We start from the raw sequence: 20944 nt of genomic DNA, 5'->3' as shown, positions 1-20944 counted from the left end.
CCTTACTCCAGCACAATCTCCATTCCGTCATATCCTGCCTCAAACCCTACTGGTAGCGGATGTTCCATCATCCACAGATCAAACTGATGGCTGATATGCGTCAGGATCATCCGTGGGCAGCGGATGACGTCGTTCAATGCGATAACGGTGTTTAAATCACAATGATTGCGCGGTGGCTCGGCGCGCGGGGCATGGCTGCAGTCAATGATAATCACCTGAGGCTGGTTATTGTGGAGAAACTTCAACGTCTTGTCGGGAAGTCCGGCGGTATCGGAGAGCCACGCCACGCGGCTATGTGCGGTCTCCAGCAGATAACCAAACGTCAGCTTTGAATGGTTGAGCGGTAGCGGCGTTACCTGCAATCCTTGCAGGTCGAACACCACGAACGGTGCCACGGTATGGCTAAAATCGAGGATGCCGGGATGCTTAAACAGATCGTCGCAACCCTGTTCATCCGGCGGACTGTACACCGGGATGGTCGCCCCGACACCCCAGCGCAACGGAAACAGCCCTTGCACATGATCCATATGATAGTGGGTCAGCAAAAACTGCTGGAAGCTGCCCGCCGGCCAGTCGTCCATCAGATGCGGGATCCCCGCGTCCAGCAGCGTCACCGCATTATTGAACCTGACCACCCCGCTACAAGGGCGTCGACGGTATTGCGCCTGTAAGTGTGCTCGTTGGCAGGCCGCACAGTCGCAGCCAAATGTCGGCACCAGCTGCGCGCCGCCCGTTCCCGTCAGCGTAATGGTCAGACTCATGGCTCCCCCTACAACGGTTTAGTGAAGCGAAAATGGCTCTGGGTATAGCCTTCGCGCTGATAAAAACGGTGAGCGTTAAGGCGTTGAGTGCTGGTGGAAAGCTCGGTCATCTCTGCACCCGCTTCGCGCGCGGTGGCTTCGGCCCAGGCCAGTAACTGACTGCCCACCGTTAATCCTCGCGCCTGCGGCATCACTACCAGTTCCTGTATTTCGCCAATCCAGTTAGCGTGGTGCAGATGAAACTGCAGGTGCAGACCGATCAAGCCGACGACCTGTCCGTCGAGCTGCGCCAGTTGGTAGTGCATATTGGGATCTTGCAGATTTGCGGCGTATCCGGCACTAAAGGCCTGCAGGTCGAATTGACCCTGTTTCAACTCACAGATGAGCGCATAAACCGCATCGGTATCGTATAGCGTTGCGCGGCGTAATTCACAGACAGACATGTTTCTTCTCCTTGCGTCCCATCAGTGTGAGTAGTGTATCGACAGACTGTAGTAAACTTCCATCGTTGTTCAGGACGTGGCAGTCATACGGGGCGTAGCGGGCTGCGCGCTCAAGACGGGCGGCGATTTCCGTTTCGCTCTCCCGTCCACGAGCCTGCAAGCGCTGGCGTAAAATCGCCGGAGAAACCTGTAAGCAAATGGGGAGTAAAGATGTGCCGTAACGGGCCTGCGCCTGGGGCAGATGCGCCCGTGAGCCGTTGACCACCACATCAAAACCGGCGTGTAGCCAGAGGTCAATCTCCACGCCAACGCCGTAGTAGAAGCCATTGGCGTGCCAGCTCAGCGCCAGCAGGTTCTGCCCGGCGCGGGTAAAAAACTCTTGTTCGCTCAGCGCAATATGATTTTCATTCCCGGCGTTGGCGGCGCGGGTGATGTAACGGTGCGCCACCAGCAGTTGCGCCGGTTCCTGCTGGCGGAGTTCGGCCAGCAGACTGTCCTTACCGGAGCCGGATGGCCCCATCAGCCAGATCAGTTTACCCATAGTCAGAATACCCTTTTGCCCTGACGCCAGACGTGGTCGATATGGATGTTGCCGCCTTTGCGGTGTGCCAGCACCAGATCCGCGCGTTTGCCTTCGGCTACAACGCCACGATCGTCGAGATTTAATGCCCGCGCCGGATTGCGGGTCACCATGTGAATGGCCTGCGGCAGGGTAAAGCGGTTGGCGTCGTCATCCGCCACGCGAAATGCCGCGTCGAGCAGGCTGGCGGGGTAGTAATCGGAAGAAAGAATATCCAGTAGCCCCAGCTCAGCCAGCTTATGCGCCGCCACATTGCCGGAATGAGATCCTCCGCGCACGATGTTCGGCGCGCCCATCAGCACGTTCATACCATGCTGGCGCGAGGCTTCAGCCGCTTCGAAGGTGGTGGGAAATTCGGCGATCACGCTGCCAAGCTGGTGCGATTCCAGCACATGATCATGGGTGGCATCATCATGGCTCGCCAGCGCAATCTGGCGCTCACGACACATCTGGGCAATCGCCGCGCGATTGGGCTGTGACCAACGCGCCGCCAGCGCTAACTGTTCTTCTTCATAGCGGGCCATCTGCTCGTCGGTGAGCGAATACTTGCCTTGATAATACTCGCGGTACTTCTCGCGATTGGCGAACTGACGCTGGCCTGGCGAGTGATCCATCAGCGACACCAGCGTTACCGGCTCGCGGCTGACCAGTTTTTCAAACAGCGGCAGGGTAGTGTGATGCGGCAGCTCACAGCGCAGGTGCAGGCGATGCTCGGCGCGATTGACCCCGCGCTTTTGCGTCTCTTCGACTGCATTGATCATCTTCTCCAGATTTTCCAGACGGTCGCCGCCGTCGCGTACATCGCCAATTGCCACCGCGTCCAGCACGGTGGTAATGCCGCTGGCGACCATTAGCGCGTCGTGACTGCTCATCGCCGAGTGGGCAGGCCAGTCTACCTTCGGGCGCGGGGTGAAAAATTTGTCGAGATTATCGGTATGCAGCTCGATAAGCCCTGGTAGCAGCCAGCCGCCTTCGCCGTCCAGCGCCTCAGGTAGGCTGCTCGGACTTTCTGCAAAGGTGCGAATGACCCCGCCCTCGATTTCCAGCGATCCTTGCACCACTTCATCTTCCAGTACCAGCTTTACATTATTGATAATCATGCTGTTGTTCCCATCAGATGCAGACGATCCGCTACGCGGTCGCGCACGGTTTGATCGTGAAAAATGCCGACAATGGCTGCGCCGCGGGCTTTCGCTTCTTCAATCAATGCAACGACGGCGGCGCTGTTTTTGGCGTCCAGCGAGGCGGTAGGCTCATCGAGCAGCAGAATTGGGTAATCGACGATAAACCCGCGGGCGATGTTGACGCGCTGCTGTTCGCCGCCGGAAAAGGTCGACGGCGCCAGGTGCCACAACCGCTCCGGCACGTTCAGGCGGGTAAGCAGGTTAGCTGCTTTGGCTGCACACTCCTCACGGGAGACCCCCAGATCCAGCAGCGGTTGCATCACCACGTCCAGCGCGGAAATCCTCGGGATCACGCGCAGGAACTGGCTCACCCAGCCGATGGTTGAACGGCGAACCTCCAGTACTTTGCGCGCCGGGGCCTGCACCAGATCGACCCATTCATCGCTGTGGCGGATGTGGATGTGTCCTTCATCCGGCAGGTAGTTGGCGTACAGCGAACGCAGCAATGTGGATTTGCCGCTGCCCGAGTGACCGTGCAGCACCACGCATTCGCCGCTTTTAACGTCCAGAGTGGCGTTTTGCAGCACCGGCAGACGCACGCCGTTTTGCTGATGCAGGACAAAGGTTTTACTGACATTTTCAACGCGGATCGCGTTCATTTTTAGCCTCTTTAGACATTTTTGCGTTCAATTGCCTGATGGCGCTTCGCTTATCAGGCCTACAACCAATGCCGCTCCGTAGGCCGGATAAGGCGTAGCCGCCATCCGGCACAACAAAAAATCAGTTCTGCAACACCGACGACACCAGCAGCTGGGTATACGGATGATGCGGATCGTCGAGCACGCGGTCGGTTAACCCACTTTCCACCACCTGACCTTGCTTCATCACCAGTAAACGGTCGGCCAGCAGGCGCGCGACGCCCAAATCGTGGGTGACAATCACTACCGCCAGATCCAGTTCCACCACCAGGCCGCGCAGCAGGTCCAGCAGTTTGGCCTGTACGGAAACGTCCAACCCGCCGGTAGGTTCGTCCATAAACACCAGTTTGGGATGGGTGACGAGGTTGCGGGCAATCTGCAGGCGCTGCTGCATGCCGCCAGAAAAGGTGGTGGGCAGATCGTCGATACGCGAGGCAGGGATCTCTACCTCCTCCAGCCAGCGCTGCGCGGTGGCGCGGATGTCGCCGTAGTGACGTGCGCCGGTGGCCATCAGACGTTCGCCGATATTGCCGCCTGCGGAGACCTGACGGCGAAGGCCATCCAGCGGATGCTGATGCACCACGCCCCATTCGGTGCGCAGCAGACGGCGACGGTCGGCCTCATTCATGCCGTACAGCGAACGGTTCTGATACAAAATCTCACCGCTCTGCGGCGTCAGCCGTGAAGAGATCGATTTCAGCAGCGTGGTTTTGCCGGAACCGGACTCGCCGACGATGCCCAGCACTTCGCCTGGCCACAGGTCAAAAGAGACATCGCTGAAGCCTTTGCCCGGCGCGTAGAGATGGGTCAGGTTGTTGACTGAAAGCAGCGGTTGCGTCATTTGCTGAGGGCCTCGCTCTGTTGGCGGCAGTAGTCGGTGTCGGAGCAGACAAACATGCGTTTGCCGGTGTCATCGAGCACCACTTCATCGAGATAGCTGTGGGTTGAGCCGCAGATGGCGCAAGGCTCATCCCAGCTCTGCACGGTAAACGGGTGATCGTCGAAATCGAGGCTCTCCACGCGGGTGTAAGGTGGAACGGCATAGATACGCTTTTCGCGGCCAGCGCCAAACAGTTGCAGGGCCGGCATCATGTCCATCTTTGGATTGTCGAATTTCGGGATGGGCGACGGGTCCATGACGTAGCGGTCATTGACCTTCACCGGATAGGCGTAAGTGGTGGCGATATGGCCGAAGCGGGCGATATCTTCATACAGTTTTACCTGCATGATGCCGTACTCTTCCAGCGCGTGCATGGTGCGAGTTTCCGTTTCACGCGGTTCGATAAAGCGCAGCGGCTCAGGGATCGGTACCTGGAAGATGATTATCTGATCTTCCACCAGCGGCGTTTCCGGGATGCGGTGGCGGGTCTGGATCAGCGTCGCATCTTCCGTACGCTCAGTGGTATTCACCCCGGTTACGCGTTTGAAGAAGTTGCGAATCGACACGGCGTTGGTGGTGTCATCCGCGCCCTGGTCAATCACCTTCAATACGTCCGGCTCGCCAATCACGCTGGCGGTGAGCTGGATGCCGCCGGTTCCCCAGCCGTAGGGCATCGGCATTTCACGTCCGCCAAACGGGACCTGGTAACCCGGGATTGCCACCGCTTTCAGAATGGCGCGGCGGATCATGCGTTTGGTCTGCTCATCAAGATAGGCAAAGTTGTAGCCGGAGAGGTTAGTGGTCACGGGTGGCCTCCTGTTGCAGGCGTTTGAGCAGTTCCAGTTCGGCCTGGAAATCGACGTAATGGGGAAGTTTGAGGTGCGAAACAAAACCCGCCGCCTCGACGTTATCCGCATGCGCCAGCACGAACTCTTCGTCCTGCGCCGGTCCTGTGACCGTTTCATCGTATTCGGCTGCCTGTAGGGCGCGGTCCACCAGCGCCATCGCCATCGCTTTACGTTCGCTCATACCGAACACCAGCCCGTAGCCGCGGGTAAAATGGGGAGATTCGTTTTCTGGTGCGACAAACCCGTTCACCATTTCGCATTCGGTCATCAGCAGTTCGCCGACGTTCACCGCAAATCCCAGCTCTTCCGGCACCGTTTCCAGTGCCACATAGCCGCTGCGGATTTCGGCGGCAAACGGGTGGTTGCGCCCGTAGCCGCGCTGGGTGGAGTAGGCCAGCGCCAGCAGATAGCCCTCATCACCGCGCATCAGCTGTTGCAGACGTGAAGCACGTGAGCAGGGGTAAACCGGCGGCGTGCGGGTGATGTCGTCGGGTGTCGCGCCATCATCCTCTTCACGCTTTGCCAGCCCCTGGTTGGCCAGCAGGGAAAAAACGTGCGGGGAGGCATCCTGCGCGCCGTCTGCGCTACGCAGAGGCGGCGTTTCGCCATTGGCCAGCAGGGTAAAATCCAGCAGGCGATGGGTGTAGTCATAGGTTGGACCCAACAGTTGCCCGCCGGGAATATCTTTGTAGACCGCCGAGATTCGGCGCTCAAGGCGCATTTCTGCGCTGTTAACCGGTTCACTGACCGCCACTTTTGCCAGCGTAGTGCGGTAGGCGCGGAGCAAAAAGATGGCTTCGACGTTATCGCCGCTGGCCTGCTTCAGCGCCAGTGCCGCCAGTTCACGGTCGGCAATACCGCCTTCGGTCATCACCCGGTCAACGGCCAGGTTCATCTGCTGTTCGATTTGTGCCACGCTCAGTTCAGCAATGGTTTCATCGCCCCGGCGTCGGTTTTCCTGTAGGGCGTGGGCGTTGGCTATCGCCTTTTCGCCCCCTTTGACGGCGACGTACATCAGCACACCTCCACATGGGTGGTTCGCGGAATAGCCAGCAGGCGTTCGCCGCAGGTGAGGATCAAATCGACCCCCAGTGGGAACGGGTGCGGGCGTTCGGTGAGTTCGTGAATCAGACATTCCGGCAGCTGTGGCGCGATCATGCGCTCTTCGGCGATGCCCGCGCCGGTCAGACGCAGCATGCGTCCGCCGCTTAAGCCAGAGACCTGCACAATCAGCGTGGCGCTGGTCTCTGGCGCAACGGCTGAACCGGCGGAGAGGGCGTTAAGCTGTTCGCTGCTGATGCGCTCGTCGGCGACGGCAAAGGCCGCCAGCTGCGGTTGATCCACCAGCGGCGCGTTGGTATGAAAACGCAGGTTCTGGCGGGCAATATCGTTATCCATCGACGGCGCCAGCCAGACCGGCGTGTCGCCATCGACCAGGGTCAGCAGCACGCTGGTGGTCGCCAGACCCAGCGGCTGCCAGCCGTGTTTCAGTTGATGCAGGGCGACGATTACGCCCGGTTCGCTCATGGCTTTCAGCAGGCGACGAAAGCTCTGCTGAGCATCCTGAACGGGTAAATTAAAAGCGGTCAGAAGTGCTGTAGATCGTGTCATGCGTTATCTCCGCGTACCAGCGTGAAGAAGTCGACCCGGCTGGCGTTGACTTCGGCACGGCGTGCGTTAATCAGCGCATCGCGTTCCGCTTCCAGCGGGGCAATTAAGGTTTCCATTAGGTTCTGGAAATGCGTTTGTTCCTGCAGCAGTGCGTCAATCACCGCGCACTGCTCGGCATGTTGTTTATTGCGTCCCAGCAGGTAGCTGTAACCCAGCGTGCCGCTCTGCAGGCGTACCACTGCGCGGGTAAGCGTGGTGTCGCCGGCAAAGAAGCGGTTGCCGGTACCGCCCATACGGGCCTGGATCTGCATCAGTCCGCTTTCCGGGGCGCGGATAAGTTCATAGTCCGGCGTTAGTTTGAGCGCGGTGATGCGGGCGTTCAGGGCATCGGCATTGCTGTAAGCCAGCGCGCGCATCCAGCGCTGGCGGGTGGCGGTATCGAAATGCATTCAGTGCTCCATAGTGAATTCGATCATGTCGGCGCGGGTCAGGCTGACGGAGTATTCCGCCGCGTGTTCTTCGCCTTCACGGTGGTTCAGGGTGCGCACGCACAGCAGCGGCGCCATATTGGGGATTTCCAGTACCTTGCTCTCTTTGGCCTGCGCGCGGCGGGCGCTGATGCGCGTTTGCGTGCGTAGCAGCGTCAGACCGGACTGTTCGCGCAGGTAGTCATGCAGCGAACCGCTGTTGAAGCCTTGCAGCAGCGGCCACAGCGAGAGGTCGGAAAAATAGTGGTCGATCTGGCACAGTGCGATGCCGTTAACCCGGCGCAGGGTGCGCAGGTGAATCACGTTATCGCCCTCGTTTATGCTGAGCGCATCGGCAATGTGGCTGGAGGCCGGACGCAGCACCGCCAGCAGTTTTTCGCTGGTGGGGTGGCTGCCCTGGTCCAGCAGGTTCTGACTAAAGCGCGCCTGGGCATTCAGCGGGTAATCGAACGGGCGCATCAGCACCAGCACGCCGACGCCCTGGCGACGTTGCACCCAACCGCGCTCAACCAACTGGTCAATGGCGCGGCGCAGGGTATGTCGATTTACCTCGTAGCGCGCGGCAAGCTGATGCTCAGCGGGCAGATAGTCACCGCAGCGATAATGTTGACGAAGCTCCTGCTCAAGTCTCGCGGCAATTTCCTGATAACGCGTTGGATAACTGGTCGGATGTGTAGACAAGTGCATAGCAATCAAGGCCTCGCTAGTCAGATAAAGTGCTTACGCAAACGCTGGGAAAGGAAATCCAGCAGGCTGACGGTGACGATGATTAACACCATCAGGGCGCAGGTTTGCTGGAACTGAAAGCCGCGAATCGCTTCCCATAAGGTCACGCCAATACCGCCTGCACCCACCATTCCGACCACCGTGGCCGAGCGAACGTTGGATTCAAAGCGATACAGCGAGTAAGAGATAAGCAGCGGCATGACCTGTGGCAGAACGCCGTACAGAATCTCTTCAATTTTGTTGGCACCGGTGGCGCGAATGCCTTCTACCGGACCTGGCTCAATAGCTTCTACCGCTTCGGAAAGCAGCTTGGAGAGCACCCCGGTAGTGTGGATAAACAGCGCCATCACCCCGGCGAATGGGCCTAACCCGACGGCGACCACGAACAGCATGGCGAAGACCATTTCATTGATGGCGCGGCAGGCGTCCATCAGGCGACGCATTGGCTGGTAAATCCACCACGGCACGAGGTTATCGGCGCACATCAGGCCGAAGGGAATCGACAGCACAACGGCGAGGGCAGTCCCCCAGACGGCAATTTGCAGGGTGACGGCCATTTCACCGAGATAGTCCTGCCACTGGCTGAAGTCCGGCGGGAAGAAGTCGGCGGCGAAGGTCGCCATATTGCCGGAATCCTGGATCAGCGTGAGCGGGGCCATTTCGGCACCTTTCCACGAGACCACCAGCACGGCGAGAAGAATGGCCCAGCTCAGCAGCGAGAACCAGCTACGTTTGGGCGGGGCGACGGTGATGGTTTGCATGTTTAGCTCCTGGGTGTCGATGTTTCGGGTCTGTTGTAGGCCGGATAAGGTGCTGGCACCGCCATCCGGCATGGAATCCCTTGCATTGCCTGATGGCGCTGCGCTTATCAGGCCTACAATTTGGTCACCAGGTTTACTGCACCGCTTTGGTGACGCTGGTCATAGCGCCCAGTGCGGCGGTCAGACGGTCAAGGTCATCGAGCTGCGCTTTCAATGCCGAGGTTTTGCTGGTTTTCTCTTCCTCGTTCAGCCCTTTGTTGTCCTTCACACCCTGCATCTCTTTAAACAGTGCCAGCTGGCGAATCGGCACCAGTTGCAGATCGCTGGAGGCGCGGAACGGTGCCCATCCCAGGCGTTCCAGTACGGTTTTCTGTTCCGGCGTTTTGCCGTAATTCATAAAGAAGTCGTACACCTTGTCCTTGGTGGTTTCGGAGAGGTTTTTACGCCAGACGATCGGATCGCCCGGGATCAGCGGCGACTTCCAGATCACCTTCAGTTCTTTCAGTTTTTCCGGCGCGGAAGTTTTCAGCTTGTCGAGGTTTTCGGTGTTGTTGGTGGCGACATCGACCTGCTTGTTGGCGACGGCCAGCGCGTTGGTTTCGTGTCCGGCGTTAACGGTGCGTTTGAAGTCGCTGGCGGAGATGTTGTTTTTGGCGAAGACGTAGTAACCGGGGACGAGGAAGCCTGACGTTGAGTTGGGATCGCCGTTGCCGAAGGTCAGATCCTTACGTTTGGCGATCAGATCGTTCAGGTTATTGATCGGACTGTCTTTGTTAACGATCAACACGCTCCAGTAACCTGGGGATCCGTCGGCGGCGACGGTCTGGGCAAACACTTGCCCGTTAGCGCGATCCACCGCTTCCATTGCCGAGAGGTTGCCGTACCAGGCGATATCAACTTTGTTAAAGCGCATTCCCTGGATGATCCCGGCGTAGTCCGGGGCGAAGAAGGCGTTCACTTTCACGCCCAGTGATTTTTCCATGTCCTTCAGGAACGGTTCCCACTGCGGCTTCAGATTTTGCTGTGATTCGGTCGAAATAATGCCAAAGTTCAGCGCTTTTTCCTGCTCTTCGGCATGGGCCGGGGTGAGCAGTGTGCTGAGACTAAACATGCTGGTGAAAGCCAGCGCGGCAATTGTTCTATAACTCATTTCCATTCCTCATTGTGGGGATGTCAGGCAGCCTGCGCGTTCTGTTCGACGCGGTTCATGCTGCGGTAGAGATGGTCAAAACGATCGTTATCAAAATGCTGGCTGCTGCCATCAAAGAAGACGTTGCCCTGGCGCAGCGCGACGATGCGTTCGCAGTAGCGCAGGGCGTAATCCACCTGATGCAGCGTGACGACCACGGTGATACCGTCGGTCTGGTTAATATCGCGCAGGGTATCCATCACGATGCGCGCGGATTCGGGGTCCAGCGAGGCTATCGGCTCGTCGGCCAGGATCACTTTGGCCTGCTGCATCAGCGCGCGGGCGATTGCAACGCGCTGCTGTTGCCCACCCGAAAGTGTGGAAACGCGCTGGTATGCAAAGTGCGCCATGCCCACACGGGTCAGCGCCTGTAATGCACGCTGTTTTTGTTCCTGGCTAAACCAGCTAAAACAGGTACGCCAGAACGGCGTGCTGCCGAGCGCGCCAATCAGGACGTTCTCCAGCACCGTCAGGCGGTTCACCAGATTGAACTGCTGGAAGATGTAGCCGGTGTGGGCACGGCTTTTGCGGATATCGCGCGCCAGGCGGCCTTCATGTTGAACGGTGCGGCCCAGCAGCTCGACGCGGCTACCGGGGGATTTATCACCGGTGATCAAACCGCTTAAATGACGTAAAAGGGTGGATTTGCCGGAGCCAGACGGCCCAAGCAGAGCCACCATCTCACCGGAACAGATGTTCAGATCAACCGCATTGAGCGCCTGATGTTGATTGAAGGACTTGGAGAGTTTCTCGACGCGAATAATCGTTTGCATGATGCGGCCTCCCTAAAAAAGTGGCCCCATCGTGGCGGATTAATGTGACGTTTTCGTTAAGGGATGGTTACTCGACGATGAAGAGTTGAGGGCTGTTTGATGACAGTACGGGAGGGCTGGCCTCCCGTTGGATTACTCTGTAGGGGGTTGCTGTTGTTTGACGACGTTGATCATCCACGGCACACCATACTGGTCGCTCACTTTACCGAAACCGTGGGCCCAGAAGGTTTCCTGCCAGTCCATTTCGATTTTTCCGTTTGCTGCCAGGTTATCAAACCAGCGTTTGCCTTCATCGACGTTTTGCGTGTCGAGCACCAGCGTGAAGCCAGAGTAGTGAGCATTTCCGTCCGGGGCGCTATCGCTCATCATGATGTCACTGCCCGCAACGCGCAGGTTGGCGTGGGCGATGGCGGTGTCGGGGAATTTCATGCCTGAAGGGCAACCATCTTCGCTATCCTGCGCCGATTTGGGCATTTCACCGAAGTTGATTTTGTAGAGTAGCTCAGCGCCTAACGTTTTTTGATAGTAGGCGATAGCGTCAGCGCAGTTGCCTGCAAAGGAGATATAGGGACTTAACGGCATAATCTTTACCTCAGGTAAAAGAAGCCAATTAAGTGTAGTTAGCGTCTGCAAAAATAAACCAGGCGGGAAGTATGAGCTTCCCGCCTGGCAGATGAGCTGGTGTTGACCTGATTAGCGTCGCGCTATCAGGCAATTTGCATCAGTTCTTTTTCACAAACTCAGATTTCAGCTTCATTGGGCCAAAGCCATCGATTTTGCAATCGATGTTGTGGTCACCTTCAACCAGACGAATGTTTTTCACTTTGGTACCAATCTTCAGCATGGAAGAGCTACCTTTTACCTTCAGGTCTTTCACGACGGTAACGCTGTCGCCGTCAGCCAGCAGGTTGCCGTTGGCATCTTTAACGATCAGTTCGTCGCTGTCCTGCGCCGGTTCAGCATCGTTCCATTCGTGAGCGCATTCCGGGCAGATGAACATGCCGTTATCTTCGTAAGTGTATTCGGAGTTGCATTGCGGGCAGTGTGGTAATGACATGTGGATTTCCTCAAAAGTCAGCAGGGGCAAATGCGCCCAAAAAATGGCAGATTGCCGAAAAAGGCCGCAATTATACATAAAATCCCTGCATTTGTCGGGACTACTGCGCGATTACGCAAAATGATCTGCTGTAAAGACCCTCTGCTTTCACCTCAATGAAAGTATGGCGGAATATTTTTTAAGGGAAATTGCTACGCTTAGATATTTAAGATAAGGTGAGGCGAAATATCTGATATTCATAGGTAACATTGCTTAGAAATGCCTAAGTCATTGTGATTGAACATCATTGAACCCCTTAAATTTAGTAGGGGGATTCCGCTGGCATTTTTTAAAACTGAACTACGCTGTCTATCTTTCTTACTTATTTTCATAAGTGAGAGGCATCAGGCCAGCGGTTGTACACCAAATTTATTTTAATAATATCAATTGGTTGTTTTGATTTTAATTATTTCTATACGTAATTATAAAAGCCAAAAAATCTATAAATAAAACGATTGGGCTAAATAAAAGCAATGCCATTTGCGTTAAGGAAAAATTTTCCATGCACACACAGACAATATATGAATTAAGTCAGGAAGCGGAACGCTTGCTGATGCTCTCGCTTGAACATCTCAGGCAATTGCAAAAATTGCCTATGACGTCGTTGGATGATGTCGCGCTAAAACAAGGAGAGCATAGCAGTCAGGTTGTTCAGCCCCTGCATTTCAGCGCGCGTGGCATGGATGTCCAGCAAGCAACGCTCAATAATGAGCTGCGCAAGATTACGCGTCTGGAAATGGTGCTGGCGATTGTTGGCACGATGAAAGCGGGAAAATCGACGACGATTAACGCGATTGTGGGGACAGAGGTGTTACCTAATCGTAATCGCCCCATGACGGCGTTACCAACGCTAATACGCCATACGCCGGGGCAGAAAGAGCCGGTGCTGCATTTTTCACATGTCGCGCCGATCGATGCCTTAATGAAGGTTTTGCAGCAGCGCGTGCGCGAGTGCGATCGCCTGCGTCTTACGCAGACCCTGGAAATTGACAAGGATATGAATGTCCTGCTGCAACATATTGAAAATGGTGTGGCATTTGAACGGTATTATCTTGGCGCACAGCCTATTTTCCATTGCCTTAAAAGCCTGAACGACCTGGTGCGCCTGTCAAAAGCATTGGACGTTGATTTTCCTTTTGCCGCCTATGCCGCGATTGAGCATATTCCGGTTATTGAAGTTGAGTTTGTCCATTTGGCCGGACAGGCAAGCTACCCAGGGCAATTAACGCTGCTGGATACGCCGGGGCCGAACGAGGCAGGACAACCGCACTTACAAAAAATGCTCAATGAACAGCTGGTGCGGGCCTCTGCGGTGCTGGCGGTGTTGGATTACACCCAACTGAAATCGATTTCCGATGAGGAAGTGCGTCAGGCGATTATGGCGGTCGGCAAGTCAGTACCGCTGTATGCGCTGGTGAACAAGTTCGATCAGAAAGACCGCAACAGTGATGATGAAGAACAGGTGCGGGCGTTGATTTCCGGCACGTTGATGCAAGGCGGAATTGCCCCTGAAAGAATTTATCCGGTCTCCTCAATGTGGGGCTATCTGGCGAACAGGGCACGTCATGAGCTGACGACGCGCGGGCGACTGCCGGATCATCAGGAGCAACGTTGGGTGCAGGATTTTGCCGAAGCGGCGCTTGGCAGACGCTGGCGCACCACCGATCTTGACGATACGGAACACATCCGCCATGCCGCCGACCTGTTGTGGGAAGACTCGCTGTTTGAACAGCCAATTCAGAAAGTGATCCACGCCGCTTATGCTAATGCTTCGTTGTATGCGCTTCGCTCAGCGTCACATAAGTTATTGAACTATGCACAAAGCGTGCACGAATATCTGGAATTTCGCGCCCACGGGTTAACGGTCGCCTATGACAAACTGCGGCTGAACATCACGCATATTGAAGAGGATATGCAGCAGTTAGAAGTGAGCCAGGGGCGGGTGAGCGATGAAGTCAGCCATGAAGTAGAACTGGCGCTGGAGGCTGCCGCTGCCTATCTCAGTGAGCAACAGACTGAGATTCTTTGCGGTATCAACACGTTCTTTGTCAAAGAAAACGTCCTGATGATGTCACAACACGGTCTGGGGAATGCTGTGAATACGGCAGAAATGGCCGGAGAGATGTTGGTGTTGCATGATGAAGGGCAGGCGAAAATTGTGTTAGATAAAATTCGCTCGTCCTGTGAGGGGGTATTGCTGGCGGCGCAGGAAAGCATCAGCCGGGACTTAGCCCTGCGTTTTGAACAGCTTGAGTCGACGCTCTCCCGGGCGCTAAATGACGCGATGCGGCCAATTGAGCAAAGGGTGAAAGAGGAGCTAAATCACGCCGGTTTTCGTGCGCGGATCCGTTTTCCAGCGTTCCATACGGCGATGTTTAATTTCAATACCCGCCAATTGTTTAACGAGGCCATTGAGCAGGATATTCCGGCAGAAAATGCGCCGTCTACTGGCGGTGTGGTGCGTGACACTTTCTCTCGTTGGCTAAATCAACCCAACTGGGGATGGAATGATTACGTCGAAACAAAAACGCGTTATCTCATTGATATGGGCGCATTGCATAAAAACCTTGTGCAGTACGTCTCCCAGTTTTGCCAACAAATTCGTAAAGCTTTAGCTGCTCAGGTCGATATCTCCGTTACGGCTGGCATGGCCACATTTTTTGCTGATTTCTCTCTGTGCCTGGCGCAATTGCAGGCGAGTCTGAGTGAGAGTCTGACGCTACGCCAACAAAATGAATCCGCGGTGAATGCAATGAATGAGCAATTGCAGCAGCGCATTACGATTGCGGCATGGCTTTATGAAGATTCCCGATTGCTGCGTGACGATATCAATACCCTTTTTGCAACCGAGCACACATGACTAACGTTTTACTGGAAGGCCCCGGGAGGACGCTGGAGTATGTCTACCCGAAGTTTATGGTCGATCTGGTTCAGGGAGATGAAACCAAACGTTCCGGCGGTTTTCTGCAACAGCAGCAGCGGCTGCGTGCGCGTCTGACGCAGGAAGTGTTATCCCAGACGCAACTGCGTGCGTGGGTGATGGCGGGAGTGTCCAGCGAGCATCTGGTGATGCGCCTTAAGCTGGTGGAGAAGCTGGCAGGCATGATTGACCCGGGTCATCTGGCGCTGGTACGGATCGCCGAAGGGCTGATGTTTTTGCAACAAACAGAACACCCGCGTGGGCTTTCAACCCCCGGTCTTTTACAGCAAATAAATTCACTGACTGACTGGTTTACCCAACGCGCGGCGTATAAAGAGAAGGCGCTGACCCAGCGCGGCCTGACGGTTCAGGCGGGCGAGCATAGCGAACAAATTTTTACCCGCTGGCGGGCTGGCGCGTATGACGGCTGGTCGTTACCAGGACGCTGTTTTGTCGCGCTGGAGGAGCTACGTTGGGGAGCTTTTGGTGATGCCTGCCGGTTAGCGAATGCCGATGTGGTGTTAATGCTAAAAGACAACCTGCGAACCATGGCGGCTCAGGCGTTGGCGGATAGCGTGAATGCAGCGCCTGCTACGCGTCATTACTATCATCATTGGCTCAGCACGCCAGCTGTCGGCGGATCGGGCGAGTATAACGATATGCTGAGCTGGCTGGGGAGCTGGTGCGATGCGCAACGTCATCCGGTAAGCTGGTCGGTGACGCAGCGTTGGCAAAATGTGGCGCTGGGAATGCCGCGATTGTGTTCGGCAAAGCGGCTGGTCGATGCGATGGTTGAGGAGATTTTTGCACCGACCCTGCTCGTCAATTGAGCAGGGCTGGTGAGTAGGATAAAGGCAGGTTTAGTGGTGCAGAGAGTCTGCCGGGGTGGCCACCGCTTCGTTGGCGACCAGGTTTTTATTAAAACGTTTGGCGTACAGCGCGGTGATAATCGGCACCAGAATGGCGGTGACAATTACGCTGGCGGCAACCAGCGCCGTAGCGGATGCGGCAACCGGTTCGAACGCCGGGTTAATCTGGGCGATAATCACCGGGTTTGCTACCGCAGCACCTGCTGCTGAAGAGGCTGCGACGCCTGCCGTACCGTTCCCGCCACCAATAACACGGTCAGCAATAATCAGCGGGATACCGGTGATGACGATAACCGCGACACCCAGCAGGATACCCAGCAGACCGGTATCAACGATCACGCTCAGGTTAATAGTGTTACCCAACGCGAAGCCGAAGAACGGGATCAGCACCGGTGTGGCTTTGCTGAAGAAAGAACGCAGGTCGTGATCCAGGTTGCCCAACGTAAAGCCAATCAGGAATGGTAATACCGCGCCGATGAAATGGTGTGGCTCGAAGGAGGCCAGACCCGCGGAGCCGAGGATCACCATGGTCATTAACGGACCGGATTCCAGAGACATCAACACAAATGCGCCGGACTCTTCTTTGGTGCCGTACTGGTTCATCAGGCTGGCGTACAAACCACCGTTGGTCATGTCCATTGCGGAGACAATTGCCAAAACTGAGAGGCCTGCAAAGAACCCGGTTTGAATACCGGTATCAGGAATAAATGAAGCAGCAATCATTGCCACTACCCAAGCCACGGCTATTTTGGTTATTACCAGCGTACCGGACTTGCGTAATACCGTACCGGTTGCCCGCAAATCGATAGATGCGCCGATACAAAAAAACCACACTGCCAGAATCGGTACCGTTCCGCTGATCATTCCTTTGGTAAACGAACCGAAATACGCACCGGTATCCGGAGCTAACGTATTTAACACTGCGCCTAATAACAGAGGAATCAACATCATTCCGCCGGGGATGCGTTCAATCGTGGCTTTAATTTTCATAAACGTCCTCATGTCTTGTCGCTGCTAAAACTCGCGCAAGAGGGTAAAAATTAATAAATTCAAATGGTTACTGGTATTTCTTAACAAAGAAAATCGCTATCTCTTTGTTTTATAAAATCTAACGCGGCATACGTTGAGCGTGTTGCTGCTCCCAGGGATATTGCGTCTGGAATTAGTTTGCATTCATGGGAACATTGATTCAATCAAAATAAAACGATGTTTTAGTTATCTTCATCACATATTCCGAGCAAAAGTTCCAGGTCGGTCTGATTATTAAAAAAGCTGTGATCTTTTTGTGAAGGGATTAGGTGGTTTTTTTGCTAGCAGAATAATAGTGACCGCTGTGATTGTTGGTGCAATAAAGCGATTTATTCTTGTATTTAATTGTCAGTAAATCGCAAGCATTACATGTAAAAAAGCTGACTAAGAATGACCTAATTTACGCATGTTGACGAAATGAAAAACTATATGTGAAGTTGATCACAAATTTAAACGCTGTTAGGGTAAAGAGGTCATTAACCGCCCAATCAGGCGTCAACAGGTTCGGTTGTACTGTGCGTTTCTCGTCAGTGTAAGTAAACCTGCTACGCTTGTTACAGGGAATGCGCCTGTGCATTCCCCGCTCGGTGATGACCCTGACGCATGGGCGTTAGGGGACTCGAACTGGAGCGTGACAGGGCTAAGTCTATGAGGACGAGTATGCTAAAAAGGAAAAAAATAAAACCGATAACGCTGCGCGACGTTACCATCATTGATGACGGTAAATTGCGAAAAGCCATTACCGCAGCGTCGTTAGGTAATGCGATGGAGTGGTTCGATTTTGGTGTTTATGGATTTGTTGCTTACGCATTAGGTAAAGTGTTCTTCCCGGGGGCTGACCCCAGCGTGCAGATGGTTGCTGCACTCGCCACCTTCTCTGTTCCCTTTCTGATTCGACCGCTTGGCGGATTGTTCTTCGGTATGCTCGGCGATAAATACGGTCGTCAGAAGATACTCGCTATCACCATCGTGATCATGTCGATCAGTACATTCTGTATCGGTCTTATTCCCTCTTATGCCTCAATTGGTATCTGGGCACCGATTCTGCTGTTGCTGTGTAAGATGGCGCAGGGGTTCTCGGTCGGCGGAGAGTATACCGGGGCATCGATTTTTGTCGCAGAGTACTCGCCAGACCGTAAGCGCGGATTTATGGGCAGTTGGCTGGACTTCGGCTCGATTGCCGGGTTTGTGCTGGGCGCGGGCGTGGTGGTCCTGATCTCAACTATCGTCGGCGAGGATAACTTCCTTGAGTGGGGCTGGCGTATTCCGTTCTTCCTGGCGCTACCGTTAGGGCTGATTGGTCTGTACCTGCGCCATGCGCTGGAAGAGACGCCGGCGTTCCAGCAGCACGTGGATAAACTGGAGCAGGGCGATCGTCAGGGTCTGCAGGAAGGTCCTAAGGTCTCGTTTAAAGAGATTGCGACTAAGCACTGGCGCAGCCTGTTAGCATGTGTTGGTCTGGTGATTGCCACCAACGTCACCTACTACATGCTGCTCACCTATATGCCGAGCTATCTGTCGCATAACCTGCATTACTCTGAAGACCACGGCGTGTTGATTATTATCGCCATCATGATTGGTATGCTGTTTGTGCAGCCGATTATGGGGTTGCTCAGCGACCGTTTCGGGCGTCGTCCGTTTGTGATAATGGGCAGTATTGCGCTGTTTGTGCTGGCGATTCCGGCATTTATTCTGATTAACAGTAATGTTATCGGCCTGATTTTCGCCGGGTTGCTGATGTTGGCGGTGATCCTCAACTGCTTTACCGGGGTGATGGCGTCAACGTTACCGGCGATGTTCCCGACGCATATTCGCTACAGTGCGCTGGCCGCCGCGTTTAATATCTCGGTATTGATCGCCGGTCTGACTCCGACATTGGCCGCATGGCTGGTGGAAAGCTCGCAGAATCTGATGATGCCTGCTTATTATCTGATGGTGATTGCGGTAGTAGGTTTAATTACCGGCGTGACCATGAAAGAGACGGCTAATCAGCCGCTGAAAGGCGCGACACCTGCTGCTTCGGATATTCAGGAAGCGAAAGAGATCCTCGGCGAACACTACGATAACATTGAACAGAAAATCGAAGATATCGATCAGGAAATTGCTGAGCTACAGGTTAAGCGCACGCGTCTGGTGCAGCAGCATCCGCGTATTGAAGAGTAACGGTGTTATTGCCTGATGGCACTACGTTTATCAGGCCTACGGGCAGCATTGTACTCAGTAGGCCGGATAAGGTGTCTTATGATATCAACTTAAGGTTGGCTTAATCTGTGTCAGGCAAACTCTCCTCCATAGTTTCGGAGGAGAGTGTCATGAAAACCCGTATTTATGAAAGTTTGACCACCGTGTGCAGCGTGCTGATCGTCAGCAGCTTTTTGTATGTGTGGGTGAGCTCTTACTGATTTTTCGCCAATTCCACCCATGCGCGAGTGCCGCTGGCTCCCTGGCGATTTTGCAGATAGAAATGCCCCTGATGTAACTGGGTGATACGACTGACAATGCTCAGCCCCAGCCCAATCCCACCAAAACGGCTGTCCATTCGGACGAATGCTTTACTTAACTCCCCGCATTTACTTTCATCAATGCCCGGCCCTTCATCTTCGACGGCCAGGACGGCATCATGCTCAGTGTTCAGGCTAATCGTAATATGGGTGCCTTCCGGGCTATAACGATGCGCGTTTTCCACCAGATTTCGTAGCAGCATCCGCAACAGCGTAGCATCGCCACGCACGACAACGTCCGCCGCGCTTTGTGGCAGGAGCAGCGTCTGTTTACGTTGGTCCAGCATGGTGCTGAGTTCATCGTAGGAGGGCAGAATAACGTCCTCCAGCAGTTTGACATGCTGGTAGTTCCCGGCCGAAAACGACTGTCCGACGCGGGCGAGTTGCAGCAGCTGCGATACGCTGTCCATCATTTGGTCAAGGCGGGCAATCAACGGCGTAACGTCGACCTTATGGGTTTTGGATAATAATTCCAGATGCAGGCGAACGCCTGACAGCGGTGTGCGCAGTTCGTGGGCGACATCGGCGGTAAATAAACGTTCGTTTTCAATAGTGCTGGTCAGCCGCGTTACCAGGTCATTGAGCGCTGAGACAACGGCCTGGATCTCAACGGTTGAGCTGTGAATTTCAATGGGGGCCAGGTTATCGGCTGCTCGCGCTTCTAACTCTTTTTGCAGATCGGCAAGGGGACGGGTAATACGTCGCACCGCCTGGTAGCAAATTAGCAGCGTCAGGCTGACCATAAAGATGCCGGGGACGATCAGGCTGGCGATTGCCTCGCGGATCTCATGCATGATGTGGCGATCGTTGTTACGGTTATCGCGCAGCGCCTGTTCGAATAACTGTATTTGCTCGGTACTTTCGTGCCACAACCAGAAGGTGCTAATCAACTGAAAGACCAGCAGAATTAGACCGATCGTCAGTATTAACCGTTGGCGAAGAGGGAGAGGTCGTTTTAGATATTGCAGCAGCTTCACTTAGCTTTCCTCAGTGGCGACCAGCATATAGCCAAATCCCCTGACCGTGCGGATACGTGATTTCCCCACTTTATCGCGCAGATTGTGAATGTGCACTTCCAGCGTGTTGGTAGACGGTTCGTTATCCCAGCTGTAGATGTCGTTATACAAAATTTCCCGGTGTACCGGGCTGCCCGCTTTGAGCATCAGGCGTGACAGGAGCGCGTATTCTTTCGGCGTTAAGATAACCTCTTGTCCGTCCATCCACACCTGGCGACGACCGATATTCAGCGTCAGATTGCTGACAATTAATTCACTTTCACCCTGATTGTTGTGGCGACGCAGAAGTGCCCGGATGCGGGCGTGCAGTTCTTCCAGTGCGAACGGTTTGACCAGATAGTCATCGGCACCCACATCCAGCCCGCTGACCCGGTCTTTGAGCGTGTCACGGGCGGTGAGGATCAGCACGGGGAGAGAGTATTTCTTCTGTCTGATGCGGGTCAGGAAGTGCAAACCGTCTTCATCCGGCAAGCCCAGGTCCAGAACAACCAGACTGTAATGTCCGGTCTCCAGACACTGCTCGGCTGCACGGGCGGTTGACACGCCATCACAGGCGTAGCCTTCTGTTTGCGCAGCGAGTATCAGTCCCTGTAATAACAACGTATCGTCTTCAACAATCAGGATTTTCATT

23 protein-coding genes are annotated in these 20944 nt (G+C 54.9%); 4 read left to right on the top strand and 19 right to left on the bottom strand.

Features of this window, described 5'->3' with window-relative positions; all coding sequences use genetic code 11:
* Window positions 1–2: 2 nt before the first annotated feature.
* The 16 genes from phnP to GHC22_RS21475 form a co-directional block, all read right to left on the bottom strand.
* A complete protein-coding gene (gene phnP, locus GHC22_RS21550; RefSeq protein WP_153753882.1) occupies window positions 3–761 on the bottom strand; it encodes a phosphonate metabolism protein PhnP in 759 nt (252 codons plus the stop codon).
* Between the two features lie 8 nt (window positions 762–769).
* Window positions 770–1204 (bottom strand): aminoalkylphosphonate N-acetyltransferase, encoded by a 435-nt coding sequence (gene phnO, locus GHC22_RS21545; RefSeq protein ID WP_008786952.1) that lies wholly within the window; start codon window positions 1202–1204, stop codon window positions 770–772.
* Window positions 1191–1745 (bottom strand): ribose 1,5-bisphosphokinase, encoded by a 555-nt coding sequence (gene phnN / locus GHC22_RS21540; protein ID WP_008786953.1) that lies wholly within the window; start codon window positions 1743–1745, stop codon window positions 1191–1193. The genes phnO and phnN overlap by 14 nt, the downstream gene beginning before the upstream one ends.
* 2 nt (window positions 1746–1747) lie before the next feature.
* Window positions 1748–2884: an alpha-D-ribose 1-methylphosphonate 5-triphosphate diphosphatase gene (gene phnM, locus GHC22_RS21535; RefSeq protein ID WP_103015272.1), complete on the bottom strand. Its 1137-nt coding sequence runs from the start codon at window positions 2882–2884 to the stop codon at window positions 1748–1750.
* On the bottom strand, window positions 2881–3567 hold the full coding sequence (phnL, locus tag GHC22_RS21530; protein ID WP_003826708.1) for a phosphonate C-P lyase system protein PhnL: 687 nt from the start codon (window positions 3565–3567) through the stop codon (window positions 2881–2883). The genes phnM and phnL overlap by 4 nt, the downstream gene beginning before the upstream one ends.
* A 121-nt stretch (window positions 3568–3688) precedes the next feature.
* Entirely contained in the window at window positions 3689–4447 is a 759-nt protein-coding gene (gene phnK / locus GHC22_RS21525) for a phosphonate C-P lyase system protein PhnK (RefSeq protein ID WP_003844769.1), read from the bottom strand.
* Entirely contained in the window at window positions 4444–5235 is a 792-nt protein-coding gene (gene phnJ / locus GHC22_RS21520; protein WP_049259807.1) for an alpha-D-ribose 1-methylphosphonate 5-phosphate C-P-lyase PhnJ, read from the bottom strand. The genes phnK and phnJ overlap by 4 nt, the downstream gene beginning before the upstream one ends.
* Window positions 5236–5281: 46 nt before the next feature.
* Window positions 5282–6349, bottom strand: coding sequence for a carbon-phosphorus lyase complex subunit PhnI (locus GHC22_RS21515; protein WP_003844770.1), 1068 nt, complete (start codon window positions 6347–6349; stop codon window positions 5282–5284).
* Window positions 6349–6945, bottom strand: coding sequence for a phosphonate C-P lyase system protein PhnH (gene phnH / locus GHC22_RS21510; RefSeq protein ID WP_008786957.1), 597 nt, complete (start codon window positions 6943–6945; stop codon window positions 6349–6351). Before phnH ends, GHC22_RS21515 begins: the two co-directional genes overlap by 1 nt.
* On the bottom strand, window positions 6942–7394 hold the full coding sequence (gene phnG / locus GHC22_RS21505; RefSeq protein WP_048227460.1) for a phosphonate C-P lyase system protein PhnG: 453 nt from the start codon (window positions 7392–7394) through the stop codon (window positions 6942–6944). The genes phnH and phnG overlap by 4 nt, the downstream gene beginning before the upstream one ends.
* Window positions 7395–8120 (bottom strand): phosphonate metabolism transcriptional regulator PhnF, encoded by a 726-nt coding sequence (gene phnF, locus GHC22_RS21500; RefSeq protein ID WP_020996086.1) that lies wholly within the window; start codon window positions 8118–8120, stop codon window positions 7395–7397.
* A gap of 20 nt (window positions 8121–8140) precedes the next feature.
* Window positions 8141–8920, bottom strand: a complete 780-nt coding sequence (phnE, locus tag GHC22_RS21495; RefSeq protein ID WP_016155398.1) for a phosphonate ABC transporter, permease protein PhnE — start codon at window positions 8918–8920, stop codon at window positions 8141–8143.
* A 133-nt stretch (window positions 8921–9053) separates the two neighbouring features.
* Entirely contained in the window at window positions 9054–10070 is a 1017-nt protein-coding gene (gene phnD, locus GHC22_RS21490) for a phosphonate ABC transporter substrate-binding protein (protein ID WP_060683108.1), read from the bottom strand.
* 23 nt (window positions 10071–10093) lie between these two features.
* Window positions 10094–10882 carry a phosphonate ABC transporter ATP-binding protein gene (phnC, locus tag GHC22_RS21485; RefSeq protein WP_003826726.1) on the bottom strand — a complete coding sequence of 263 codons (789 nt, stop codon included), beginning with the start codon at window positions 10880–10882 and terminating at the stop codon, window positions 10094–10096.
* 132 nt (window positions 10883–11014) lie between these two features.
* On the bottom strand, window positions 11015–11464 hold the full coding sequence (gene yjdN, locus GHC22_RS21480) for a VOC family metalloprotein YjdN (RefSeq protein WP_003031832.1): 450 nt from the start codon (window positions 11462–11464) through the stop codon (window positions 11015–11017).
* Between the two features lie 139 nt (window positions 11465–11603).
* Window positions 11604–11939, bottom strand: coding sequence for a zinc ribbon domain-containing protein YjdM (locus GHC22_RS21475; RefSeq protein ID WP_003031835.1), 336 nt, complete (start codon window positions 11937–11939; stop codon window positions 11604–11606).
* A 541-nt stretch (window positions 11940–12480) separates the two neighbouring features.
* Here GHC22_RS21475 and crfC point away from each other — a divergent pair.
* Complete coding sequence (gene crfC / locus GHC22_RS21470; RefSeq protein ID WP_048236322.1) at window positions 12481–14838, top strand: clamp-binding protein CrfC; 2358 nt, start codon at window positions 12481–12483, stop codon at window positions 14836–14838.
* Window positions 14835–15728: a diguanylate cyclase regulator RdcB family protein gene (locus GHC22_RS21465; RefSeq protein ID WP_153753881.1), complete on the top strand. Its 894-nt coding sequence runs from the start codon at window positions 14835–14837 to the stop codon at window positions 15726–15728. The genes crfC and GHC22_RS21465 overlap by 4 nt, the downstream gene beginning before the upstream one ends.
* Before the next feature lie 30 nt (window positions 15729–15758).
* On the opposite strand, the gene kdgT is transcribed toward GHC22_RS21465, so the two are convergent.
* Entirely contained in the window at window positions 15759–16757 is a 999-nt protein-coding gene (gene kdgT, locus GHC22_RS21460) for a 2-keto-3-deoxygluconate transporter (RefSeq protein WP_003826735.1), read from the bottom strand.
* 699 nt (window positions 16758–17456) lie between these two features.
* Between kdgT and proP the strand changes: the two genes are divergently transcribed.
* Together proP and pmrR are read left to right on the top strand one after the other, a co-directional pair.
* On the top strand, window positions 17457–18959 hold the full coding sequence (gene proP / locus GHC22_RS21455; RefSeq protein WP_003826737.1) for a glycine betaine/L-proline transporter ProP: 1503 nt from the start codon (window positions 17457–17459) through the stop codon (window positions 18957–18959).
* A gap of 149 nt (window positions 18960–19108) precedes the next feature.
* Complete coding sequence (pmrR, locus tag GHC22_RS21450; protein ID WP_003826741.1) at window positions 19109–19198, top strand: LpxT activity modulator PmrR; 90 nt, start codon at window positions 19109–19111, stop codon at window positions 19196–19198.
* Here the strand turns inward: pmrR and pmrB are convergent.
* Both pmrB and pmrA read right to left on the bottom strand, forming a co-directional pair.
* Window positions 19192–20274: a two-component system sensor histidine kinase PmrB gene (pmrB, locus tag GHC22_RS21445; RefSeq protein WP_153753880.1), complete on the bottom strand. Its 1083-nt coding sequence runs from the start codon at window positions 20272–20274 to the stop codon at window positions 19192–19194. The genes pmrR and pmrB overlap by 7 nt on opposite strands.
* Window positions 20275–20943, bottom strand: a complete 669-nt coding sequence (gene pmrA / locus GHC22_RS21440; RefSeq protein ID WP_008786966.1) for a two-component system response regulator PmrA — start codon at window positions 20941–20943, stop codon at window positions 20275–20277.
* Window position 20944: the final 1 nt, after the last annotated feature.

It is taken from the genome of Citrobacter sp. H12-3-2, from assembly GCF_009649895.1.
Lineage (GTDB): Bacteria > Pseudomonadota > Gammaproteobacteria > Enterobacterales > Enterobacteriaceae > Citrobacter > Citrobacter portucalensis.
The sequence above is the reverse complement of the archived record's forward strand: the minus strand, read 5'-3'. Positions and strand labels throughout refer to the sequence as shown.

Coding starts and splice junctions, on each gene's coding strand:
- kdgT (WP_003826735.1), bottom strand. CDS start 16,757: ATGAAAATTAAAGCCACGATTGAACGCATCCCCGGCGGAATGATGTTG.
- phnJ (WP_049259807.1), bottom strand. CDS start 5,235: ATGATCCGCCGCGCCATTCTGAAAGCGGTGGCAATCCCGGGTTACCAG.
- pmrR (WP_003826741.1), top strand. CDS start 19,109: ATGAAAACCCGTATTTATGAAAGTTTGACCACCGTGTGCAGCGTGCTG.
- phnL (WP_003826708.1), bottom strand. CDS start 3,567: ATGAACGCGATCCGCGTTGAAAATGTCAGTAAAACCTTTGTCCTGCAT.
- GHC22_RS21515 (WP_003844770.1), bottom strand. CDS start 6,349: ATGTACGTCGCCGTCAAAGGGGGCGAAAAGGCGATAGCCAACGCCCAC.
- GHC22_RS21465 (WP_153753881.1), top strand. CDS start 14,835: ATGACTAACGTTTTACTGGAAGGCCCCGGGAGGACGCTGGAGTATGTC.
- phnN (WP_008786953.1), bottom strand. CDS start 1,745: ATGGGTAAACTGATCTGGCTGATGGGGCCATCCGGCTCCGGTAAGGAC.
- proP (WP_003826737.1), top strand. CDS start 17,457: ATGCTAAAAAGGAAAAAAATAAAACCGATAACGCTGCGCGACGTTACC.
- crfC (WP_048236322.1), top strand. CDS start 12,481: ATGCACACACAGACAATATATGAATTAAGTCAGGAAGCGGAACGCTTG.
- phnC (WP_003826726.1), bottom strand. CDS start 10,882: ATGCAAACGATTATTCGCGTCGAGAAACTCTCCAAGTCCTTCAATCAA.
- phnD (WP_060683108.1), bottom strand. CDS start 10,070: ATGAGTTATAGAACAATTGCCGCGCTGGCTTTCACCAGCATGTTTAGT.
- phnG (WP_048227460.1), bottom strand. CDS start 7,394: ATGCATTTCGATACCGCCACCCGCCAGCGCTGGATGCGCGCGCTGGCT.
- phnO (WP_008786952.1), bottom strand. CDS start 1,204: ATGTCTGTCTGTGAATTACGCCGCGCAACGCTATACGATACCGATGCG.
- phnH (WP_008786957.1), bottom strand. CDS start 6,945: ATGACACGATCTACAGCACTTCTGACCGCTTTTAATTTACCCGTTCAG.
- yjdN (WP_003031832.1), bottom strand. CDS start 11,464: ATGCCGTTAAGTCCCTATATCTCCTTTGCAGGCAACTGCGCTGACGCT.
- phnE (WP_016155398.1), bottom strand. CDS start 8,920: ATGCAAACCATCACCGTCGCCCCGCCCAAACGTAGCTGGTTCTCGCTG.
- phnP (WP_153753882.1), bottom strand. CDS start 761: ATGAGTCTGACCATTACGCTGACGGGAACGGGCGGCGCGCAGCTGGTG.
- phnM (WP_103015272.1), bottom strand. CDS start 2,884: ATGATTATCAATAATGTAAAGCTGGTACTGGAAGATGAAGTGGTGCAA.
- pmrA (WP_008786966.1), bottom strand. CDS start 20,943: ATGAAAATCCTGATTGTTGAAGACGATACGTTGTTATTACAGGGACTG.
- GHC22_RS21475 (WP_003031835.1), bottom strand. CDS start 11,939: ATGTCATTACCACACTGCCCGCAATGCAACTCCGAATACACTTACGAA.
- phnF (WP_020996086.1), bottom strand. CDS start 8,120: ATGCACTTGTCTACACATCCGACCAGTTATCCAACGCGTTATCAGGAA.
- phnK (WP_003844769.1), bottom strand. CDS start 4,447: ATGACGCAACCGCTGCTTTCAGTCAACAACCTGACCCATCTCTACGCG.